The following is a 21,987-nucleotide window of genomic DNA, read 5'->3' on the forward strand; positions in this document are numbered from 1 at the left end:
AGCTAGCTTGGGAAGCCAGCCCGGCCCCCAGGCGCCCGGCCGCGCTGGCGTATTGATTGCCAGCTTCTGGCATCTCCGGGCAAAAGGGGTGCTACGAAATGCCAGGCGAGGTGGCCGAGGAAGGTTGAAAGTCGAACCCGGTTTATTTTGCCGGCGCCGCGCCGCTGCACTAGCAAAATAAACCGGGTGCGGCGGCAGGCGGCGGGCTTAGCGCTCCGGTTTTTCACCAGCACCTACCCAGCGCGGGCCTGGCCGCGCCAATGCCATGTCCCTTCCCGCTCCTTTCGTGACGCTGGCTGCTACCGAGCAGGACCTGGCCGGCATCCTGGCTTTGCAGGCGCAAAACCTACCCGGCGCAGTGCCCGCCGAAACCCAAGCGCGTGAAGGCTTCCTGACCCTGCGCTACACCCTAGGCCAGTTGCAGCTCATGCACGCGGCGGCGCCGAGCGTGGTGGCCCGCGTGGGCACCCGCATCGTGGGCTACGCCCTGGCGGCCGTGCCGGTCGTGCGGCCCCAGGTGCCGCAGCTGGAAAGCCTGTTTGCCCTGGCCGAAACCATTCCCTACCGGGGCCGGCCCCTGGCTGCGCAGGCGTACTACCTCATGGGGCAGGTGTGCGTGGCCGCCGGCTTTCGGGGCCTAGGCCTCTTCGACCAGCTTTACCACTGCCACCGGGCCACGTACGGCCCGCAGTACCAGGTGCTGGTAACCGACATTGCGGCCCGCAATACCCGCTCGCTGCGGGCGCACGAGCGGGTGGGCTTCCAGCCCCTCACCCGGTTTCACGAGCCGGCTACAAGCCAGGAATGGGTGGTGGTGGCGTGGGACTGGCGCTGACCGGGCCGCGGGCCGCCGCTTGCGGGCCCGCCCCTCGCGGTGCAGTCCGAAAAGAGTATCTTCCCCGGTCTTTCCCTAAACCCCTGCCCTGCTCATGACTCCCCAACAGCCCGCTCCCGCTGCTTTGGCGCGTCGCCGCGCGGCGACGCCCCGCGTGCAGGCGATTGATATTGTGCGGGGCCTGGCGATGGTGGTGATGGCGCTCGACCATACCCGCGACTACTGGAGCGCCACCCCTGTGCGGCCCGAAGACGTGGCCCACGCCCCGGCCTTGCTGTTTCTTACGCGCTGGGTCACGCATTTCTGCGCGCCGGCGTTCGTGTTTTTGTCGGGTAGCAGCATCTATTTGTACGAGCAGAAGCGGCAGGACCGGGCGGCGGTCAGTGGCTTTTTGCTGACGCGGGGCGCGTGGCTGATTTTGGCGGAAACGGGGCTGCTTACCTTCCTCCTCGGCTGGGGCTACGACCTGACCTTGCTGCTGGTTATCTGGGTAATTGGGGCGAGCATGGTGCTGCTGGCGGGCCTGCGGTGGCTGCCCCGCTGGCTGCTGGTGGGGCTGGCCTTCGTCATCCTAGCCGGGCACAACCTGGTGCCGGACGGTGAGCCCGTGACGGCGGCCAATGCCGGGTGGGCGCTGCTGTACCACACGCCCTTCGTGCTGCCGGTGCGGGGGCACCCGGTGCTGGTGGGGTACTCCCTAGGGCCGTGGCTGGGGGTAATGCTGGCCGGCTACCTGGTGGGGCCGTGGTTTCGGCTGCCGCTGCCCCAGCGCACGCGGCGGCTGCGCGGGGCCGGGGCCGGGCTACTGGGGCTATTTTTGGTGCTGCGCGCCACCAACTGGTACGGCGACCCTTCGCCCTGGAGCATACAGCCGCAGGGCTTGCTGCACACGGTGCTGTCGTTTGTCAACGTGACGAAATCGCCGCCCTCGCTGCTCTTTTTAAGCCTCACTATCGGGGTGGCCCTGCTGCTGCTCAGCTGGGTCGAAACGGCTACTGGCTGGCTCAGCCGGGTGCTGCGCACGTTTGGGCAGGTACCGTTTTTCTACTACCTGCTGCACTTTTCGCTCCTCAGCGGCGCGGCCTGGGTTTGGACGACGCTGGCCTTTGGCCGGGCCGTAAACCTGGGGTTTGTGCCGGCCAGCGCGTGGCCGCCCGCCTACGCGCCCAGCCTGGGGCGGGCCTACCTGGTGTGGGCGCTGCTGGTGCTGGTCCTGTACTGGCCGTGCCGCTGGTACCAGCGCTTCAAGCAGCAGCACACCTACTGGTGGCTGTCGTACTTGTAGGCGAGCCGCGCGCCGAAAGTGGGCGGCTAGCTACCGACGTTCCGTTGCCAGTAGCTGTTTGCCAAGGCGCGCCGAGAGCCGAGCTAGCCGGCGCCGCATCTTTAAAACAGGCCCCTGCGTACGACTGCCGAAAAGCCAGGGGGCGGGTTATTCGGGCGCCCGCAACCTTCCCGCCGCCTCCCGTACTCCCTATTTTTGGGATGCCTGCCCGCGCCGGCCCATTGCGTACTTCGCGTTACGGCAACCTCCTGGCCGGGGTACGGGCAGGGCTATTTTCGCCGCATGAAAACACTTCGTAACCACTACTGGCTGGCAGCCCTGCTCCTGCTGCTCGGCAGCCGGGGGGCCCGCGCCCAAAGCCTGGCCGGCACCTGGCAGGGCGTAGAAGACGCCGAAGCCGCCCGCTACTACCCGGCCGTGCTGCGGCTGCAGCGCGGGCAGGGCGAGCGCTTGTTTGGCATTTTGTACCAGGAAGTAGGCCAGCGGCCCGGCATCACGGTCACGTTTGAGATGGAGGGCGCGCGCACGGCCACGGGTTTCAAGCTCAACCACGGGCGCAAGCTCGACGAAACCGGCGCCTCGCCTTTCAGCTACTGGTGCGAGGGCAGCATCAGCTTCACCTACGATGCGGCGCAGGAAAAGCTCACCGGCCGCGCCGCCTATGACCCCACCGGCGACTGCGACACCGGCGAATTCATCTTTTACCGCGTCAAGCTCAAGTCGGCCCCTAGGGTCAAGGCCGGAGCGCTGAGCACGCTGCGCGTATCGGGCCGCGACGTGCGCTGGTACCTCGACGCGGCGCACAAGCAGCTGGTGGCCACCGGCAATACCTACGCCACCCGGCTCGCCAAAACCACCACCTTCTACATCACCCAGGGCTTCTACCCCTCGGCCCAGAGCCAAGCCGTGCCCATCACGGTGCAAACCACCGGCACGGCCCAGGTGCCGCCCGTGGCCGCGCGGCCCACCCCGCGCCCCGCCACGCCAGCGCCGGCCCCCAAGCCAGCACCTACCCCGGCCCCGCGGCCCGCGCCCGATACGGCCCGCCAGCGCCCGGCGGTCGGCGCCCCGGCGCCCCCCATCCTGGTGCCCGCGGGCCCGGCGCCGCTGGTGCTGCCCACGGTACTTTTCAAGCAAGCCACCGCCACGCTGCTGCCCACTAGCCACGCGGCGCTCGATAAGCTGGCCGCCGAACTGCAGGCCCAGCCCCAGGTGCGCCTGCGCATCGTGGGCCACACCGACCGCCTGGGCGAGTCCGACAAAAACCAGGTACTGAGCGAGCAGCGCGCCGCCGCCGTCAAGGCCTACTTGGTGAAAGCCGGCGTGGCGCCTGAGCGCCTCGAAACCGCTGGCTACGGCGACACCCGCCTGCTCTACCCCTCGCCCGACGCCCGCAACCGCCGCGTGGAAGTCGAGCGCCTGTAACCACCACTCCCCATTTGCCTGCCCTAGGGGTTGGCTGCTACCACTGGGTAGCAGCCAACCCCTATCTTGCATTATGGCACGTAATCAGTACTTTATATCAGTATAATAACCAGCTTATTTTAGCTAATTCTTATAATTCAGTTAAAGCCCGTCGGGCGGCGTTGCCTCGGGGCAGCTAGGAGCGGCGGGCCCGCGGAGCCAGCGGCAGCTTTGTCGGGGCACGTGGGCAGCGGCGCCGCGGCGCCTGGCGGCCAGCGCGGGGCCTAGGCCACCAAGGCCGACTCAAGGGGCACCTGCTTGGCTGGCGGACTTAGGCGGGACAAGTAGCAACTCATGAAAAAAACGTTAGCGACAGGTTTATTGGTAATGGGCGCCGCTCTGAGCAGCCAGGCCCAGGTGTTTCAACCGGGCTTGCTGGTTACAGTGGCGGGCGACACGCTGCGGGGTGAATTGGAGGATGACTCCTGGGACGACGCCCCCGAGCAGGTGCGCTTTCGCCCCGCGGGCACTACCGCAGCCACCACGTACCCGGCTGCTCAGCTCCTTGCCTTTCAGTTCACGGCTGGCCGGTACTACCGGCGCGAAACCGTGCCCCTCGACCGCTCGGCCCAAACCGATATGGACCGCCTGGTGGAGGGGCACGCCACCCGCCAAGCGCCCGAAACCCTGCTGGCGGAAGTGCTGGTAGATGGGCCAGCCCAGCTGCTTTACTCTGGAGTAGGCAACGTGCCCCACTATTTTGTGCGGCGCGCCGGGCAGGCCTTCATGGAGCTGGCGGCCCGGCGCTACCTGCGCCGGGCCGCCGATGGCACGCTGCTGGTGGGCGATGGCAACAACTACCGCGGGCAGCTGCAAGCCTACCTGGGCGACTGCCCGGCGGCCGTGCAGGCGCTGGCTACCACGTCTTTCACGCGGGCGGGGCTGGTTGGCTTGGTGCAGACCTACAACCTGCAGTGCAGCCCGAGCCACCAGCTGGGTACGCGCTACCAAAGCCGCCCGGCCCCGAAGGTCGGGCTGCACTTAACGCTGGTGGCCGGCGGGCGCTACGCCTCGGCCCGGCTGCGTACTGCCGACGCGCCGGGCCTCGAGGCGCCCAGCCTCGACGGGGTAAACCTCGACGGCCAGCTGCACCCGCTGGGCAGCCTAGAGCTGGATTTGCTGTCGCCGGGTCGACGCGTGGCCCTGCACGTGGCCGGGATTTTCTCTTCCTACGGGCGCCGGGGCAGCGTGCCCGCCCTAAGCACCGGCCAGGTTGGGCAGCTGGACAACTACCGAACCGCCATGGAGTACCGGCTGGGGGCGCGCTACTTCTGGCCGGTAGGCGGCCACAAGCTGCGGGTGCTGGCGGGCACCGGCCTCACGATAGCCATACCCCAGGACGCTGACGAAACGCGCTCCCAACTGGTGTATCCGGCCAGTGGGAGCGCACCGAGCAGAACTGCTTTCTTCGGCCCGCCCACGCCCTACCCCGGTGGCTACAGAGGCTTCGCCGGGCTGCCCTACGTAGAGCTGGGGCTGCGGCAAAACCGGTTGCTGCTGCTGCTGGATGGCCGCCTGAGCCGGGTCGACGAATTCTACGACAACACTTCTGTCCGCGCCCAAGTCTACGGGGCCGACACGGGCTATACCTATGGCTACCGCAGCTGGTACCTAGGGGCCATGGTAGGCTTTAGCCTGGTGCGGCGCGAGTAGCGCCGGGGGCAGCCCCTAGGGACGCGGGCACTACACGGGCCGGCCGGGCTTCACCGCCTTGCCACCGCGCGCACCGGCTTTGCTGCTTCCAGCGGCTTCACGTTGTCGTAGTAAAAGCGGTCGATGAGCTTTTGGTAGGGGTCGATGCCGGCCTTGGCGGGCTGCTCGCGCACCACGAAGTGCAGGGTTTCCTCGGGCTTGGTGAGCTTAATTTTGCGCAGCAGCAGGGCTTGGCCGTGCACGTCCCAGTTTTCGCCGGGCGCTTGGTCGGGGCCGAAGATGCCGACTTCCACGTAGTCGGCCAGGGGCGCGGGGGTTTCGTTGCCCAGGCTGTCGGCGTGCACCTTTTCGGCCTTTACCGTGAGGGCCACGTCGTAGCGGCCGTCGGGGCGGCGGGCGTAGGTGGCGGTTTTCAGCTCGTTTTTATACAGCGTGATGGTTTCCAGCAGGTCGTGCAGCAGGTACTGCAGGCTGTCGGGCGTGGCCGGGCGCAGGTAGCCCAGCAGGTCGGCCGCGGTGGCGTAGGGCGGCCGGTCCTGGTGGTTATGGGTTAGAAAATCCTTCAGCGCCCCGTTTAGCTTGTTTTCGCCCAGGTAGTCTTGCAGGGCGTAAAACACCATGCCGCCCTTGTAGTAGTGGATGTAGGGCTGGTTTTCAACCAGCAGCAGCGGCACCTCTTTCTTGCGCTCGGCGCGGCGGCCGGCCAGGTAGTTGTTCAGCTCGCGGCGCATAAACTGCTGCATCTGGCCGGGGTTGAAGGCGTGCTTGGCCGCCATAATGGCCGAGTACTCGGCCAGCGACTCCACCAGCAGGCTGGCGCCCTGCACGTCGGCGCCCACCTCCTGGTGGCCCCACCACTGGTGCCCCAGCTCGTGGCTGGTGATGAAATACACCAAATCGGGGCGGTTTTTGTCGCGCACATCGTCAATAAAGCCCGCGCTTTCCGACGTCTGGATGGTGTTGGCGTAGCTCTGGGCGAAGGACTTGTAGCGCGGAAACTCCAGCAGCCGAATCTGGCGGTACTGGTAGGGCCCAAAGGCGCGGCTGTAGTACCCTAGGCCGTCTTGCAGGGCCTGGGCCATGCGGCGCACGTTGGTGGGGTGGTGCGGGTCGTAGTAGATTTCGATGGCCACCGGCGCCCCCCCGCCCGGCGGCTGCCAGCTGGTGCGGTACTGCCGAAAGCGGGCCGACAACACGCTGACCAGCGGCTGAATGGGCGCGTCCATGCGGTAGCGGAAGTAGCGCCGGCCGCCGGCCTGCCATTCTTTTTCGAGAGCGCCGGCCGTCACGGCCACCTGGTCGGGGTCGGTGCTGAGGGTGGCCTGGTAGCGCACCCGGTCGGCATCGCGGGCGAACTGGGCGCGCTGGCGGCCCCTAGGGTCGTGCAGGCGCAGGGCACGCTCCTTGGGCTGCAGGCCGTTGCGCTGACGCACTTCGTCGTCTTCCAGCTCATTGCCGGGCTGGTAGCCAATGCGCAGGCTGCTAATATCCAAGAAGGTACCGTTGGCCGTGAGGCGGTCTTCGGGCGAGATGCTGGCCCAGTCGAACACGCCCGTGCCGCGCAGGCGCGAGGTGAAGCCGCGGGCGCGGTAGTCCTGCTCCAGGGTCAGGGGCAGCGAGTCGGCGGGCGCCAGGGGCCGGGCCAGGCGGTAGAGGCGCACGCCCGCCACGGGGTCGTCGAGCAGCACCTGGGCCGGGCGGCCCAGCGTCAGGCGCTGGCGCAGGGCGTGGCTGGGGTCATAGTTGACCAGCAGCGAGTCGAGGGGCCGGGCGGTTTCGTTGCGCAGCGTAAACACGCCGCGCAGGTGGTAGCCCCTAGGGTGCGCGGTGGGAAAAAGGTCGGCCACCAAGTCGAGCGCTACCATCTTGGGCTGAGGTAGGTTTTCGTACTTTTTATAAAGCCGCTCGGTACGGGCCGTGCGGGCCTCCAGGCCCTTGGGCGTCACGTACTCGTTGAGGATGTTGGTATTATAGAACACCCAGCCGCCGGCCGTGAGCAGCGCCAGCCCGGTTAGCAGCAGGGCCGGGCGCACGCCGGGAGCCCGCAGGCGCGCTTGCAGCAGGCGCGTGCGCACCCGCCAGCCGGTGTCGGTGCCGCGCACCCACAGCAGGCTGGCCAGCAGCCCCAGCAGCGCCGCCCCGGCTAGATAGTAGGCATTGATGGCCAGCAGCGGCGCCACCAGGTGCCCGTAGCCGTTCATGTCGGAGTACGTGTAGGGCACCGGGGCCCCGAACTTGAGCAACGCGTGGTGCAGCCCTAGGGCATCGGCCAGCAAAAACACCACCCCGTAGTACACCATCATTAGGGCGTGGCCCACGTACTTGTGGTTGACTACCGTTTGCACGGCCAGGGCCAATGTGCTGAGCACCGCCAGGTTGGCTAGCTGCAGCGCGAAGTTTTTGAGGTACAGCAGCGGCTCAACCAGCGCCGCGTCGAGATAGAGCTGCAAACCCACGCCCACCAGCGTGAGCACCAGCGTGAGCAGCACCGCCACCGCCAGCAGCGCCAGCAACTTGCTCACGAAGGGCACCCAGGTGGGCAGCGGCAGCGCATCAAACACCAGCTGCAGGCGCGTGTCGCGCTCGCGCCACACCAGCTCGCCGGCGTAAATGGTGATGATGAGCAGCAAAAAGAGCGTGAAGTTTTCGTTCAGCAGGTTGATAATCTGGTAGGTGACGGGCAGCTGCACGCCGCGCGCGTCCTGATAGGTGTAGTAGGCGCCAAACAGCACGAATGCCACCCCCAGCAGCGCCAGCACCCGAAACGGCCAGGCCCGCACCACGTTCAGCGCCTGCACCCGCACCAGCTGCCGCACCTGCCACCAACTCAGGCCCGCCCCAAACTGGGGCGCGGTGCGGGGCAGGGCCACCGCGGGCGGGGCTACCGGCGCCGCCTCGGCCGGCGCGCGGCGCCGCCGGCTGCGCGGCTGCCCCAGCCGAAACAGCACCGCCGCCAGCAGCAGGGCCGCCACGCCCACGCCGCCCCACAGCAGGCGGTTTTGCCCCAGGTAGCCCCCTAGGGCGTTTACCAGCTGGCCGTTGCGCTCGGCAATGGTCCAGTACTTCACGTCGAGGTGCTTGGCCACCAGGCCAAACGGGTCGAGCAAGGCAAACAGGTGGTCGCTGCCCACGCGGCTGCTGAAATTCAGCGACAGCTGGTAGCCCACAAACAGCACGATGCCGCCCAGGTACACCACCAGCGGCGAGCGAAACAGCAGGTAAGCCCCAAAAAACACCCCGCCCGCAAACAGCGCGTTCACCCAGCCGGCCCACAGCAGCGGCGCCAGCAGGGCCGCGGGCAGGATGGGCCCCAGCTTGCTGGCCTCAACCCAGGGCGCCAGCATGCCCAGCAGTGCCCCTAGGGCCGTGCCCGCCATGATAAACCACATGGCCAGCAGCGACCCCAGAAAGCGCCCGCCCAGGTAGGCGCCCTTAGGCAGCGGCGTGGTATAAAGCAGCCCCGTCATGCCGTCCTTGTCGTCGCGGTAAATGGGCGTGCCCAGCACCGCCGCCGTCACAAACATGCCCAGGATGGACGACATCAGGTACAGTTCGGCCAGCGCATCGGGCGAGTTAACGTGGATTTTGGGGCTACTGTTGAAGCCAAAGTCGTCCACCGTTTGCGACAGGAACGCAAATAGCGCAAACACCCCGAAGTAGAGGTAGGTAGTGGGCTGCGTGAAGCGGTAGCGCAGCTCGAACTTGAAGATAGTCCAGAACATGGCGGGTTGCTTTATTCTAGGGTTTACACAAAGCGGTCATGCTCATCTGGCGTCCGCTAGCCGAAGCATCTCTACCGCGTAAGTAACTCAACACGTTAGGATTACTTACGCGGCAGAGATGCTTCGACAAGCGGACGCCAGATGAGCATGACCGCCTTTTTTAATCCGACGACCCTAGGCCACCACCGCCCGCTCGCGCTGCGCCAGCCGGTAGAAGTACACGTCCTCCAGGGTGGCCTCCACGGGTTGGAAGACTTTGTTAATCGGCTCCTCACTAAACACGCGCACCACGGGTTGCCCGGCCACCAGCTTCGAGGAAATGACCTCGTACTGCTGGCGCAGCTGGGCTAGGGCCGCTTTCTCGGTTTTGGTGCGGTACACCTTACCCTTTATTTCGCCAATCACGTCGCTGGGGCTGCCGGTGGCCACCACCTCGCCCCCGGCAATAATGGCCATCTGGGGGCACAGCTCGGTCACGTCTTCCACGATGTGGGTGCTGAGAATCACCACCACGTTCTCGCCAATCTCGCTCAGCAAGTCCAGGAAGCGGTTGCGCTCGGTGGGGTCGAGGCCGGCGGTGGGCTCGTCCACGATGATGAGTTGCGGGGCGCCCAGCAGCGCCACCGCAATGCCGAAGCGCTGCTTCATGCCGCCCGAGTAGCCGCCCACGGCCTTCTTGCGGGCGCTCCAGAGGTTGGTTTGGTGCAGCAGGCTCTCCACGGCCGCCCGCCGCGCGGGGCCGTCGCGCAGGCCCTTGAGGCCGGCGAAGTAGTCGAGCAGCACCTCGGCCGAGATGCCGGGGTAGAGGCCAAACTCCTGGGGCAGGTAGCCCAGCACCCGGCGCACCTCGTCTTTTTGGCGCAGCACGTCCAGCTCGCCCAGGGTGATGCTGCCGCTGTCCGGCTCTTGCAGCGTGGCAATGGTGCGCATGAGCGTGCTCTTGCCCGCGCCGTTGGGTCCCAGCAGCCCAAACATGCCGTTGGGAATAGTCAGGCTCACGCCCTGCAGGGCGCGCACGCCGTTGGGGTAGGTTTTGGAGAGGTTCTGTAAACGTAGTTCCATAGCTCAGAAAGGCAACGAGAACAACTGGCGCCGGGTAGTAAGCCGGCCGTTCACTAATACGTTACAAATAAGACTAACGCCTTGAATATAAGCAAGCTGAACAATAAAAAGGCAGCCTTTACTAGCTGAATGAGTGGCGGCGCTAGGCCGGCAGCAGCCAATAGGCGGTGCCTCGCCCGCGCTCACGCGCCGCTACGCCCGGCCCTAGGCTACCTTTGCGGCCCGCAGCCTTCCGCTGGCATGACCCTCCCCTACTTACTTTCACTGCCTACCCACGGCTCGGCCGCCACTGGCTGGCTCACGGTAGCCGAGGCCCCTAGCCTGCCCTTCGAAGTGAAGCGCACCTACTGGATAACCCAGGTGCCGCCCGCCCAGGTACGCGGCCGCCACGCCCACCACACCCTCGAGCAGCTGCTAGTGGCCGCCCACGGCACGGTGCACCTGCGCATTCGGGTGCCGGGCCAGGCCGAGCCCAGCTGCTTTTGCCTCAGCAGCCCCACCCAGGCGCTGTACCTGCCGCCCCACTGCTGGCCCGAAATTGAGTTCGAGCCCGGCGCTGTGCTGCTATGCCTGGCCTCGGCCCCCTACGACGCGGCCGACTACCTGCACGAGTAGCCGGGCGGCGCGGCGGGCCTCAGCCCACTGACCCCGGCGCAGGGCGTGGGCCAGCTCGTAGCGCAGGCGGCTGGCCAGGGCCCGGTACTCGGCGCGCGTGCGGCACAGGCCGAGGGCTTTGGCGCACACGGCCAGCGTGCTGGCCAAGTGAGGGTTGTGGCGCCGGGTGGTTTGGGCCGAGAGGCTGCGCGGGTGCAGGCGCTTGCGGGTCGTCACCGCGTCCTGGTACTGAAAGCGCCAGTCGCGGCTGGCCCGCACCCAGAAGTCGAAGTCCTCGTAGCTCAGGCGCTCGTCGTAGCCCCCTAGGGCCGCCAGGCAGGTTCGGCGCATGAGCATGGTGGGCGTGCTGATAAAAAACCGCGCCAGCACCTCCCTAAATACCCAGCCGCTGGCCGGGGCCGGCCGCAAGCCACCGCGGCCAGTAGGTTGGTAGTAGAAGCCTAGGGGCTCCCCATTTTCGCGCAGCAGTTCGCAGTTGGAATATACCATACCGTAGTCGGCCGGCAAGGCCTGAAACAGCGCCACCTGCTGGCGCAGCCGCTGGGGCAGCAGCACGTCGTCGGTGGCAAAATCGACCACGAACTCGCCCCGGCTCTGCCAAAATGCCTGGTTGAAGGCGCGGCAGTTGCCCAGGTTTTCGGGCAGCAGCAGCAAGTGCCAGCCGGGGTGGGCCTGGGCATAGGCGCGCAGCAGGGCCGGGCTGCCGTCGGTGCTGCCATTATCCACCAGCCACACTTCCAGGGCCGGGTAGTCCAGTTGCTCGATAGAAGTGAGCGCCTCGCGCAAAAACGGCGCGTGGTTGTGGCACAGGGCAATGATGGTGACGAGCGGCAGCGGCATGAGGCAAGGCAGCGCCGCACGCCTAGCCCCGGCCGCGCAAACGCGGAGCAATACTAGCCACCCCAGCGCCGATGGGCTACGGCAGCCCTGGCTTACCCGCCAGCGGGGCCACCCGCAGGGGGCGGGGCCGGCGGCGGCTCAGCAGCTCCCACAGCAGGCAGGCGGCCAGCATCAGCCCGTAGCGGCCCGCATGGGCCAGCACCATGCCCCGCAAACCCAGGCGGGGCAGCAGCCCCGCCAGCAGGCCCACGTACACCACCGCCGAAGCGGCCTGCACCGCCAGGTAGGGCAGCGGCCGGGCCCGCGCCAGCAGCGGATACAGCAGCACCCACCCCAAAAACTTGGCCCAGTCGCCCAGCAGTTGCGGGCCCAGCAGCACCTGAGCCGCCAGCAGGCGCGGGGCAAACAGCAGCGGCAGCAGCCAGCCGCGCAGCCCATACACGGCCCCTAGGGCCAGCCCCAGCCCCAGGGCCAGCAGGGCCAGCACCGCCCCCAGGTAGCGCTGCGCCTGGCGTGGCTGCCCCGCCAGCGCCGCCAGCTGCGGGTACAGCACAGTGCTGAGCACCGCCGTCACCACCGGGGTGTAGGTGTCAGAGAGCTTGGCCACGGCCTGCCACAAGTCGGTGTGCGCGCCGTAGTGGGCCAGCAGCCAGGCCCGCACGGCGTAGTCAACGGCCCGGCCGAAGAGCAGCACTCCCACGGCCATCAGCACGAAGCGGAGCAGGCCCATCCGCGCCACCAGGCTACCTGGCAAGCGTAAGTGCAGGCCCCGCAGTAGGCCCGCCCGCGCCGCCGCCCAGCCAGCCAGGGGCAGCGTGAGGGCCTGCCCCAGCACGTAGGCCAGCAGCACCTGCCCTAGGGGCCAGCCTAAAGCAAGGGCCCCGGCCGCCGCCCCAGTGCCCAGTAAGCTCAGGGCGGCCGACTGCCGCACGTAGGCCGCGCGGTGGCCGGCCGCCAGCAAGGCCGCCAGTAGCAGGCCCTGCCAGCTCAGCAGCAGCATGCCCAGCGTAAACAGCAGTACGCGGCCTAGGGGCCACTCGGCGCCGCCCACTGCCAGCAGCACCAGGCCAGCCGCCCCTACCAGGCCAGCCGTGAGCAGCAACCCGGCCCCCAGCCACGCCCGGTAGCGCCCCGAGCCGGGTCGCAGCGGTGCCAGCCGGGCCGTGGCCCCCGCCTGAATGCCATCAACCGGCAAGGAGGCAAATAAGCTCATCAGGCTCTGGAACTGCGCCAGGGCCGTAAGGCCACCCGGCCCGCCCAGCACGGCCATCAGCTTATTGAGCATCAGTACCCCCGCCGCCCGCGCGCCCACCGCCAAGCCCGTACCTAAAGAACCGCGCACAAAGCCCTGCCAGATAGAACGCACAGACGAATCGGCCATGTAGCAAAGGTCAGCAGTACGACCGCTTTTTAGTGCCGAGCTACCCTCACCCGAGCGCCAGCTCCCAGCTTAGCTTGGTGCCCACCACCCCCCCTAGGTGGCGCTTGAAACGCAGCAGCGGCTCGTTGGGCAAGCCAGCGCCCGGCCCAGCAGGCAGCGTGGAAGTGCCTAGGTCAACGGCCGCCAGGCCGGAGGCGCGGGCATATGCGTGCAGGCTTTCGTTAAGCAACACCGTGGGGCTTAGCTGGTTGTCGGCTAGCGGGCTGGCTGGGTAAAAATTATAGAGCACGCCCGCGCTGGCCTGAATAGCGATGGTCAGCGCCACCCACTCGCCGCCGGGCTTGCGCACCGAAAACAGCAGATGCTGCGCCGGAAACGCCCGAAATAATTCCTGTAACCGCACGAGCGGCAGCGAGAGCTGCTGGCCCCGCTCGTGGCGGCAATGGGCAATAAAGTCGTAGGCCCAGGGTAAAATTAGGGGTGGTTCTTGCTCGGGCACCAGGCCCAGGCGGTGGCAGCGGCGCAAGCGGCGGCGCTCGCTGGGGTGCAGATGGGCCTCGTAGTCGCGGGCGGGGTCGAGGTGGTAGTTTTCCTCGGCCAGCGCCACGCGGTAGCCGCGCTCAGTCAGCACCTCGGCTAGCTGGAGCAGCCCTAGGGGGTCGTAGCAGGGGGCGGGGCTGCGCAGGTGGAGGCGCTGTTGGCCTTGCTGGCGCAGGGCGGCCTCGGCGGCGGCTAGCAGGGCATGCAAGGCCGCCGCGGGCACGCCGGGCGCCAGCTGCACGGCGCCAAACGGGGCCTGAGCCGGCGAGCTGGCCTGGCCGGGCGCAGGGTAACCTAGGGCTACAAAGAGCTGCGCTACGGTGCGGCCGGCCGCTTCTTCTTCTAAAAAAAAGCTGAGCACCGGGCCCGCTACCGGCTGCAGGGCTTGGTGGGTGGGCTCCAGAAACAGCCAACTCGCAAAAGCCAGCGGGCGGCGCGGGCCGGCGGGCACCTGGCCGGGCCCGGCCGCGGCGGCATACACCACCCAGCCGGGCGGCGCGGCGTCCAGTAATGAGGAGCTAAAGAGCTTCATTTTGTTTGGACAGAGCGGAGCAAAAGCTGGGTGGCATCTTAATATTAAGTTACTCCTTAAGTGCAAAATCCAAGATAACTGAGGATTGAAAATAATTCTTTCAATAATCCCGGTTGTCTTTAGCTATTCTTTCTTTCTACTCTTACCCTACTCCTTTGAAGCCTTCTACAAGCTTAACTGCACCAGCAAAAGGATTGGTAAAACTACAGTCCCTAAGGGCTATATGGTTAACGGAAATGGCATTAAAATGCTCTGGCCTAAGTGCATTACCCATCAGCGCGCTTTTACACCAAGAATGACAGATTAGTAATAAAGATGACTCCGAACCGGCCGATAAACAGTCCTATAGCATGCACGTTAAGCAACTGTTAAATAATTACCTGGCTATGGCAATGCGGCAAGTACAAATCTGCGGCAAAGAGCTTATGTGAATAATACGCTTGGATTAGTGGTAATACCAAGAATAAGGCAGCCGTGCTTAATAAACTAACTGACTTGGTGCTAACCGAAACCGGACGCCCATACAAGAAAACGGCAGAGTTGAAAACCAAGTTAGCCCCTAGGAAAGAACCGTAGGTGTACTAACTAAGACGACCAGTGAGAGGTTTTACCTATCTATAATCAAAAAGAACTGAACTACTGGCTAGCCTACCACCAGCCAAACTATACGCCCGCTTTCATGAGCCGAGCGCTCGCACCAAGTGGCAACCGGCGCACGGCAATCACGGCATAGCCCGTACTCCGGGAATCTCGTTCACCCTCTTGGATTACCACCTTGAAGCAGGCGTGCCTAGCAGTATACCTTCTTGAAGCCCGTTGACATGGCACGCGAAATCATTAAATGATAACAACCTTTTTACTTTCTACAGTATTAGTCAAGAGTTATAGAGTAATCTAGTATATCAGTCTATTTTTCAGCCTCGACCGTCGCTGCATACCCCTAGGCTACTGTTCCTACACCAAACTGAAAATGAATAACTTAACTACTTTAATTCATTGCCTATTGCCAGTTAAATCAATTTAACGGCATAAACATAAATTTATAATTTAAAATTAGGCCTTTAATAACTGTAAACATAAAAGTTAATTATTGGTAAAATAAATATAATTTACTGCACAAGTCCTAATTTAAAATAATACTGTTAGCAAAATTATTCAGCGACAATTATCAATTACTAATTTTTATTTACAAGATTATTTAAATACAACTATTAGCAAGATTTAGGTAATAATAATATACATGTAATCAATCATACAGCCTGGGGCTTTCTATGGTTAATTATATTATAAATAACTGGTATATTATAAATCTTTTTAAATATTGATTTTCCCACCTTAGGAATACCAAAGCAAATGTTCATCAAAGAACCAAAGCCTTTTAAATAAAAATATGCGATTAATTTTGATTTTTTGGAGGAAGACAACTTACTTAATTCTCTTACTATTTCCTTTTTTTCATCTATTGTATAAACACTCCACCCTAAACAATCCGCCAATTCTTTCGCAAAAGCTGCCCGTTGTTTATATAATTGAACCAAGTCCCAACCACGAGCTTTATAAGCTGGCTCTAATACTTCTTCAAATACCCTATAAACACCTACTATTTCGAGTAATTTACGCCGTTGACGAACCTTATTATCATCAACCCACACTCGGTAGAAAGAAAGAATACCATTATGATACACATTACCAAAACCTGCGGCAGCTAAGGCAGCTGATAAATGAAAATCTTCTACATAACTTGGTCTTTTCGTACTAAAATCAACTTTCTCCAATGCATTTTTTCTAAACATAATAATGTTAGCAGCAACCCTAAAGCCTTTTTTAGCTGCTAGCAAAGCTTCATTACTAGATTGAAAACCTGGTTTTCTTGCCAACAATCTTTGTTGAAGAAATTTGCCGTTATTGTCAATTTCCTGTACCGCTGCATGCGCATACGCTGCATTTGGATTAGATAACAGCAAAGCACCAAGTTGCTCGATATAGCCAGGTGAAAGCATATCATCAGAATCTAATCTAACAATAAATTCTCCACTAGCTGCTCGCAAGCATGCATCTGTATTTTGAGAAATACCTAAATTTTTTGTTTGGTTAATGACTTTTAATAAAGATATTTCACTTATGAGCTTTTGCAATACCTCTACAGTATTATCAGTACTGCAATCATTTGATACTATAATCTCACAAGGAGGTATTGTTTGATTAAACGCACTAATAATAGCTTCACTCAGATATTCAGCTTGGTTATAAGTTGGAATACAAACTGAAATCTTCATCTGCATTTAATTTTAAATTAAGATTAATACTAAAAGGCTAACTAGTTCGCGTTTAACAAATCATGTAACAATTGCTGAGAAACAGCAGATATATCACTCGGAGCAGATATGTACAAATAATTATCTATATACTTATCAAATTCGCCTTCCGAATAAGCATATATATTGGCTGGCAATTCTAATTCTTTTGTATCCCTAGGGTTCCACGGTCTGGACACGCAAATAATGGGAAGTCCATGTTCTTTCATCGCGGCTGCCGTGCCGCTTTTGCCAACAAGATGAATAGGATTTGTTGCTATACCAAGAGAAGAATTTTGAAGAGTTAACGATATGCATTCCGCATTCTGTTCACCTAATATTCTCACAGGTAGATTAAATGATTTCCACTGAGCAGCCCAATGCTCTTGCTCACTGCCACATCTCCCAATCATAGTTAGCGATATTACTATATTATTCCGCTTAGCATATTGTGAAGCGTCATATGCAAATTGATTTATTGGGGCGTCTGGATGAATATGCCCAAATACAATTAAAGATATTTCATTTTTATAGGCACTAGTATTCTTTACTAATACAGAGTTTTTATTTAAAACTTTATTAGCAGCAGGAATATTAGAAAACAATAACAAAAGATTGCTAACAAAACCCATCTTAGCAAGTTCAATTTTATAAAGCAACAATTGAGTATGAATAACTTTAGGATTAATTTTAGCGATAAGATTTTTTATTAAATATTTTTGAACTTCACCCCAATATCTATATTTTATCGAAGTTTCCTTTTCCATTCCTACCCATAGCTCATGAACCATTATATGCCATAATCTATTCTTGCCAACTTTAATTAACTGTTCGGTTAATCCAAAATGCAAACCCTTGTGATGAAAAGAAAACGGCACAAATTGTAAACTTATCCATTCAGGATTTGACATATCTATCCAATATTGCACTCGGTTAAAACGTTGCTTAGATGACCATATAGATGGCAAACGAATTATAGAAATATTATTATCTTCTATCTGCGATAAGCTTGATGTTTCTTCCGTAACATAGTGGTCATTTAAAGCAATTCCTGTCACTTGGTGTTCGTACTGCGATAACTCGATAGCCAAACGTCGAACATAATCTCCAACGCCATCACGGCCGATTTCTAGAGAACCACATAGAAAGACAATTTTCATAATTTACTTTAATACGCTAATAGCAAATACAAATATCTATTGCACTTATTAATTATGGCACATCAAATAAAAAATTTGATACTCATTAACTATTGAAAGAAAATTAGCAATCATTATTACATTTATTGCATTCTTATGTATTTGTCTTAACTTTTTTCAAAAAACAACAAAATATTGTATTTTTTATAAGTTTATTTAATAAACTAAATTTTTTAATCCTTATATTAGTTTTAACTATTTACTGAGTACAAACTATTTTTAAATCAACTTAAATAAATACTTTTACGGCTAAATTATTTGATACATACATTTTATTTTCAATATATTCAGTATCTAATAATACAACTTATTATGAAAATAGCTACACCTGTGCTAGACTACTCCGATTAGAATTTGAATATAATTTTCTTTTGGATGCGACGCGTCCTAAACGACTACTTGGCAATTCGATTAGGTAATGAGATAAGGCGGCACAGCCTATAATTGCTAAAATTGCGTAGGGAGATTGTGCAATTGTCCAGCCATTATAAAAGAAGGGTTTTCCGGTGAATAATTGTTGCCACAGATAGATACTGTAAGAGCAAGCACCGAGCCACTGAATCCATCCCCACCGCAGGGCAGCACATTTTTCAGGATTTTCTACAAACCATAATACTAAAAACCCGTAGCAGATAGCTTCTAAACCACTTAAGCACACCGCAACAAATCCTGGCATATGATTCAAAAAATTACTTACCAAAATAAAAAGTATAAGGCATACCGGCAATAATACTATTCTTTCTTTAATAATTTTTTGTACTTCATTCCTATTCAAAGCAAATAAAACACCTATAATAATATAGCGAAATGCATAGAATATAGTTAATCCCATTAAATTAGAGTTGAGCGTTGAGGCTTCTTTTGCTACTTTAAGCGATAACAGACAAAATACAAAGCATATAATAAGTAAAAACGTAGCTAACCAAGTATTGAATTTCAATATTCTAACCATCACAAACGGTATGATTAAATAAAATTGCTCTTCAACTGATAGCGACCAAGTATGACCAAAAAACCAACCATTTGCACTATCTGAACTACCGAATGGCTCGAAGTTTCCTATAAATAGAAAACTCAACAAAAAATTAATCGGCTTAATAGTTATATAACCAATCTTAAAAAGTAAAAGCAAAATTAATAAATAAGCTGCAAGTGGAGGTATGATACGAAAAAAACGCCTTCGATAAAATGCTATTAGTGAAACTGTTCCCGAATCTACCACTTCTTTCAACAAGAGAGACGTGATAATGAAACCGCTTATTACAAAAAAAATGTGAACTCCTGCTTGTCCTAAAATAGCAATTAATGAAATTAAAAAGGGATTTATATTGGTAGTAATACCTGCTATATCTATCATGTGATACAAAACAACAAGAGCAACAGCAAAAGCACGTAACCCATCTAATTCTAGAATTCGCTTTGTCTGATTATTATCAACCAATACTAGCTTATAGTCAAGCCCATCAGACTTATACATAGCTCCAAAAAATCAATGAAAAATAGTCAGGACTTCTTTTTTGCAAGCCTAAATAGGCAGCGCAACATGAATATTGAATGAGCAGAATTAGGTAATCTGCTGTTAACTGTACTTTTATTCTGTTGGCAGGTTAGAAGAAATACCATTATGTAGAAAGCGGTGCACTGAGTGATTGACCAAAAACTGACTCGTGCTTTTATGTATTAGATGGACGCCTCTTTTAAAAATAGGCTCGTTGAAAATAGGGCAAGATGTGACTTAACCTTATCCCCTTCGCTAGGCCACTTGCCAGTGAAACATTAGGTGTTCTGAAGCTCGACCGTAATGGCGTCCTCCCTTACCTTATCAAGTGTTAAATTCTGTAACGAATTGTGTAGCCGGAACTCATAAGTAGTGGGTTGGTGAGAGTCAAGCGGGTGAGACAGTGGCAAGCTCAGGAATGGGAGCTACAGCTTCATCTGATACGACCTTAAAAAGCCCTACTTTCGCTTAATATCCCCAACATCGAACCCAGCCCTACCAGCAATCGAATTTAGTGTTACCAAAAAGTGGAGCTAAATCAAAAAATAGCACCATTTTTATTTATAAGTAGTTGATTTCAAAGCGTCTTCATTAAAACTGGATAAGGTACGGTAGTAACTTGGACAGCGCCCGGCGCTTGCCACTACTTTACCTGCTCTGCTCGCATGACTCCCACTGACACGCTTTCCCCTAGTTGGCTTGCTGCCAGCGCCCCAGCCGACGACGAGGTGGCCGCCCGCCAGGCCAGCCACCAAGACCGCGAGGCGCGGCGCCAGGTGCTGTACCAGGAAGTGGGCCAGCGCCCCGGCACCCTCAAGGTGCGTCCCGATGCGCAGAAGCCACGCCTGTTTTTGCTTTCTTACACCGACCATACGCACCAGGAAGCCGAGTACACGGGCCGCTACGAGGAGCTGCTGAACTACCTGCGCCAGCATTCCGAAGAAAAACACTGGCTGGACGTGCGCGGCTACGGCGACCTGCCCCTGATGGAGCGCCTGATGCAGGATTTTGGCTTGCACCCGCTGCAAATGGAGGACGTGCTGGGCGACTACCAGCGGGCCAAGGTGGAGGTGTTCGACGATAACCGCCTGTTTCTGGTGTCGCGCATGACGGAGTTTACCGCCGGCCTGGTTATCAACGACGACCAGCTTTCCATCTTCACCGGGCCCAACTACGTGCTCACGTTTCAGGACGACTACGACGACTGCCTGGAGGTGCTGCGCAACCGCATTCGGGCCAATTTCAGCCAGCTGCGGCATAAGCCGGTAGGCTACCTGGCCTACGCCCTCACCGACGTCATCATCGACCACTACTACCCTACCATGGCCGCCCTGGGCGACTACATTGAGGAGCTGGAGGAGCACATTTTTGACGCCCGCCGCGAGCGCCGCCTGCTCAACCGCATCCTGGGGGTGAAGAAGGACGTGGTGCGCTTCCGGCGGCTGGTGTACCCCGAGCGCGATAAAATAGCCGAGTTGCTGCGCCTGCCCGACGAGGTGGTGGCCGAGGAGTTGAAGGTGTTTTACCGCGATGCCTACGACCACGCCATCCAGGCCCTGGACTTGGCCGAGAGCTACCGCGATAATATCTCCTCGCTGGCCGACCTGTTCCTCTCCGACCAAAGCAACCGCATGAACGAGGTGATGAAGGTACTCACCATCATCAGCTCCATCTTTATCCCGCTCAGCTTTGTGGTGGGCCTCTACGGCATGAATTTTCAGCACGAAGACCCGCAGGGCCACGTGCTGCCCCTCAATATGCCTGAGCTATACTCTTATTGGGGCTACCCAATACTGCTGGCGGTGCTGGCGCTCATCGTGGCCGGGCAGCTCTTTTACTTCTGGCGCAAGGGCTGGCTCAGTAGCAGCTAAGGCACCTGATTCATAGAGCTTTCATACCCGAAAAAGTAGCTTTGCGGCTTCCTTTTCTGCCTCTGCTCTATGAAAATTTTGCTGCTCATCCTGGTGCTGCTGGCCGCTTCCCTGGCGCCGCCTACCAGCCGCAGCGCCCACCGCCGAGCGCGGGACTTTGGCCCGCAGGTATCCCGCCACTACCTGCGCCCCATTCGGGTGCTGCGCACGCCGCAGGGCCCCAAGGTAGTGCGGCCCCTAGGGGGGGCCAGGAGTTAGTAAAAGAACGTTTCACGGGCGGTTGCTACCAGCGCCTTTCCCAGCTTCTAGCCCTCAGCCAGGGCCTATTGCTCGGCGGCGGGGCCGTAGGCTTCGCTGGCCACGGGCTGCGGCGGCGCGGCGGCGGGCGAGGCGGGCGGCAGGGGCAGCTGCCAGGCTTGGGCCAGCTCGCCGAGGCCTTCGTAGTTGGTGAGGTCGAAGCGGCAAGGCACCACCGACACGTAGTTGTCGGCCAGGGCGGCCTCGTCGGTATCCTGGCCGCGGTCGTGGTTCACAAAGTCGCCCAGCAGCCAGTAGTAGGGGCGGCGGTAGGGGTCGAGGCGCTGCTCAAACTTCTCGTCCCACTTGGCGCGGGCCTGCCGGGCCAGGCGCAGTCCCTGGATGGGAGTGGCCGATTTTTTGGGAATATTAACGTTGAGGGCCGTGTAGGCGGGCAGGCCCTGCCCTAGGGCCAGGCGGCACACCTGCAGCACCCAGGGGCCCACGTGCGAGAAGTCGGCGCCTTCGCCGTAGTCGCACAGCGAGAAGCCCACTGCCGGCAGCCCCTCAATGGCCGCCTCGATGGCCGCCGACATGGTGCCCGAGTACAGCACGTTCACCGACGAGTTAGAGCCGTGGTTGATACCCGACACCACCAAATCGGGGCGGCGGCCCAGTAGCACGTAGTGTTTGGCGATTTTCACGCAGTCGGCTGGGGTGCCGGTGCAGGCGTAGGCCACCACGCCGGGCCCGAAGCGGTCGGAGGCATCGAGCCGCAGCGGGTGGCCGATGGTGATGGCGTGGCCCTTGCCCGACTGCGGGTCGGCGGGCGCCACTACTACTATTTCGGCATCTAGCTCGCGCAGCAGCTCCACTAGGTGGCGGATGCCGGGCGCGTAAATGCTGTCGTCGTTGGAAACCAGGATGAGCGGACGGGAGGAAACGGGCATGTTGAAAGT

Annotated in this window: 16 protein-coding genes; 7 read left to right on the forward strand and 9 right to left on the reverse strand. The window is 58.8% G+C overall.

Annotation, left to right across the window (positions count from 1 at the left end):
- Window positions 1-265: 265 nt before the first annotated feature.
- The 4 genes from HHL22_RS05490 (at window position 266) to HHL22_RS05505 (ending at window position 5,237) form a co-directional block, all read left to right on the forward strand.
- Window positions 266-835 (forward strand): GNAT family N-acetyltransferase, encoded by a 570-nt coding sequence (locus HHL22_RS05490; protein WP_169529937.1) that lies wholly within the window; start codon window positions 266-268, stop codon window positions 833-835.
- A gap of 94 nt (window positions 836-929) precedes the next feature.
- Window positions 930-2,120 carry a DUF1624 domain-containing protein gene (locus tag HHL22_RS05495; RefSeq protein WP_169529938.1) on the forward strand — a complete coding sequence of 397 codons (1,191 nt, stop codon included), beginning with the start codon at window positions 930-932 and terminating at the stop codon, window positions 2,118-2,120.
- A gap of 282 nt (window positions 2,121-2,402) precedes the next feature.
- Complete coding sequence (locus HHL22_RS05500; protein WP_169529939.1) at window positions 2,403-3,545, forward strand: OmpA family protein; 1,143 nt, start codon at window positions 2,403-2,405, stop codon at window positions 3,543-3,545.
- Between the two features lie 333 nt (window positions 3,546-3,878).
- Window positions 3,879-5,237 carry a hypothetical protein gene (locus HHL22_RS05505; RefSeq protein WP_169529940.1) on the forward strand — a complete coding sequence of 453 codons (1,359 nt, stop codon included), beginning with the start codon at window positions 3,879-3,881 and terminating at the stop codon, window positions 5,235-5,237.
- A 50-nt stretch (window positions 5,238-5,287) separates the two neighbouring features.
- On the opposite strand, the gene HHL22_RS05510 is transcribed toward HHL22_RS05505, so the two are convergent.
- Together HHL22_RS05510 and HHL22_RS05515 are read right to left on the reverse strand one after the other, a co-directional pair.
- Window positions 5,288-8,959, reverse strand: coding sequence for a M1 family aminopeptidase (locus HHL22_RS05510; RefSeq protein ID WP_169529941.1), 3,672 nt, complete (start codon window positions 8,957-8,959; stop codon window positions 5,288-5,290).
- 174 nt (window positions 8,960-9,133) lie between these two features.
- On the reverse strand, window positions 9,134-10,021 hold the full coding sequence (locus HHL22_RS05515; protein WP_169529942.1) for an ABC transporter ATP-binding protein: 888 nt from the start codon (window positions 10,019-10,021) through the stop codon (window positions 9,134-9,136).
- Window positions 10,022-10,261: 240 nt separating this feature from the next.
- Between HHL22_RS05515 and HHL22_RS05520 the strand changes: the two genes are divergently transcribed.
- Window positions 10,262-10,636 carry a sugar 3,4-ketoisomerase gene (locus HHL22_RS05520; protein WP_169529943.1) on the forward strand — a complete coding sequence of 125 codons (375 nt, stop codon included), beginning with the start codon at window positions 10,262-10,264 and terminating at the stop codon, window positions 10,634-10,636.
- On the opposite strand, the gene HHL22_RS05525 is transcribed toward HHL22_RS05520, so the two are convergent.
- The 6 genes from HHL22_RS05525 to HHL22_RS05550 all read right to left on the reverse strand — a co-directional run bounded on the left by HHL22_RS05525 (window position 10,586) and on the right by HHL22_RS05550 (window position 18,899).
- Window positions 10,586-11,476: a glycosyltransferase family 2 protein gene (locus tag HHL22_RS05525; RefSeq protein ID WP_169529944.1), complete on the reverse strand. Its 891-nt coding sequence runs from the start codon at window positions 11,474-11,476 to the stop codon at window positions 10,586-10,588. The two genes, HHL22_RS05520 and HHL22_RS05525, sit on opposite strands and share 51 nt — an antisense overlap.
- A 76-nt stretch (window positions 11,477-11,552) precedes the next feature.
- Entirely contained in the window at window positions 11,553-12,857 is a 1,305-nt protein-coding gene (locus HHL22_RS05530) for an MATE family efflux transporter (RefSeq protein WP_169529945.1), read from the reverse strand.
- A gap of 46 nt (window positions 12,858-12,903) precedes the next feature.
- A complete protein-coding gene (locus HHL22_RS05535) occupies window positions 12,904-13,929 on the reverse strand; it encodes a hypothetical protein (protein ID WP_169529946.1) in 1,026 nt (341 codons plus the stop codon).
- 1,250 nt (window positions 13,930-15,179) lie between these two features.
- Window positions 15,180-16,211 carry a glycosyltransferase family 2 protein gene (locus tag HHL22_RS05540; protein ID WP_169529947.1) on the reverse strand — a complete coding sequence of 344 codons (1,032 nt, stop codon included), beginning with the start codon at window positions 16,209-16,211 and terminating at the stop codon, window positions 15,180-15,182.
- 35 nt (window positions 16,212-16,246) lie between these two features.
- Window positions 16,247-17,383, reverse strand: a complete 1,137-nt coding sequence (locus HHL22_RS05545) for a glycosyltransferase (protein ID WP_169529948.1) — start codon at window positions 17,381-17,383, stop codon at window positions 16,247-16,249.
- Between the two features lie 361 nt (window positions 17,384-17,744).
- A complete protein-coding gene (locus HHL22_RS05550) occupies window positions 17,745-18,899 on the reverse strand; it encodes an acyltransferase family protein (RefSeq protein ID WP_169529949.1) in 1,155 nt (384 codons plus the stop codon).
- A 686-nt stretch (window positions 18,900-19,585) separates the two neighbouring features.
- Here HHL22_RS05550 and corA point away from each other — a divergent pair.
- Both corA and HHL22_RS05560 read left to right on the forward strand, forming a co-directional pair.
- Complete coding sequence (gene corA / locus HHL22_RS05555) at window positions 19,586-20,791, forward strand: magnesium/cobalt transporter CorA (protein WP_169529950.1); 1,206 nt, start codon at window positions 19,586-19,588, stop codon at window positions 20,789-20,791.
- Between the two features lie 69 nt (window positions 20,792-20,860).
- On the forward strand, window positions 20,861-21,049 hold the full coding sequence (locus tag HHL22_RS05560) for a hypothetical protein (protein ID WP_169529951.1): 189 nt from the start codon (window positions 20,861-20,863) through the stop codon (window positions 21,047-21,049).
- Window positions 21,050-21,114: 65 nt separating this feature from the next.
- Here the strand turns inward: HHL22_RS05560 and surE are convergent, their stop codons facing one another.
- The gene (gene surE, locus HHL22_RS05565; protein ID WP_169529952.1) at window positions 21,115-21,978 is read right to left on the reverse strand and encodes a 5'/3'-nucleotidase SurE; all 864 of its coding nucleotides are present in this window, start codon (window positions 21,976-21,978) and stop codon (window positions 21,115-21,117) included.
- Between the last annotated feature and the right edge of the window lie 9 nt (window positions 21,979-21,987).

It is taken from the genome of Hymenobacter polaris (assembly GCF_012927305.1).
Lineage (GTDB): Bacteria > Bacteroidota > Bacteroidia > Cytophagales > Hymenobacteraceae > Hymenobacter > Hymenobacter polaris.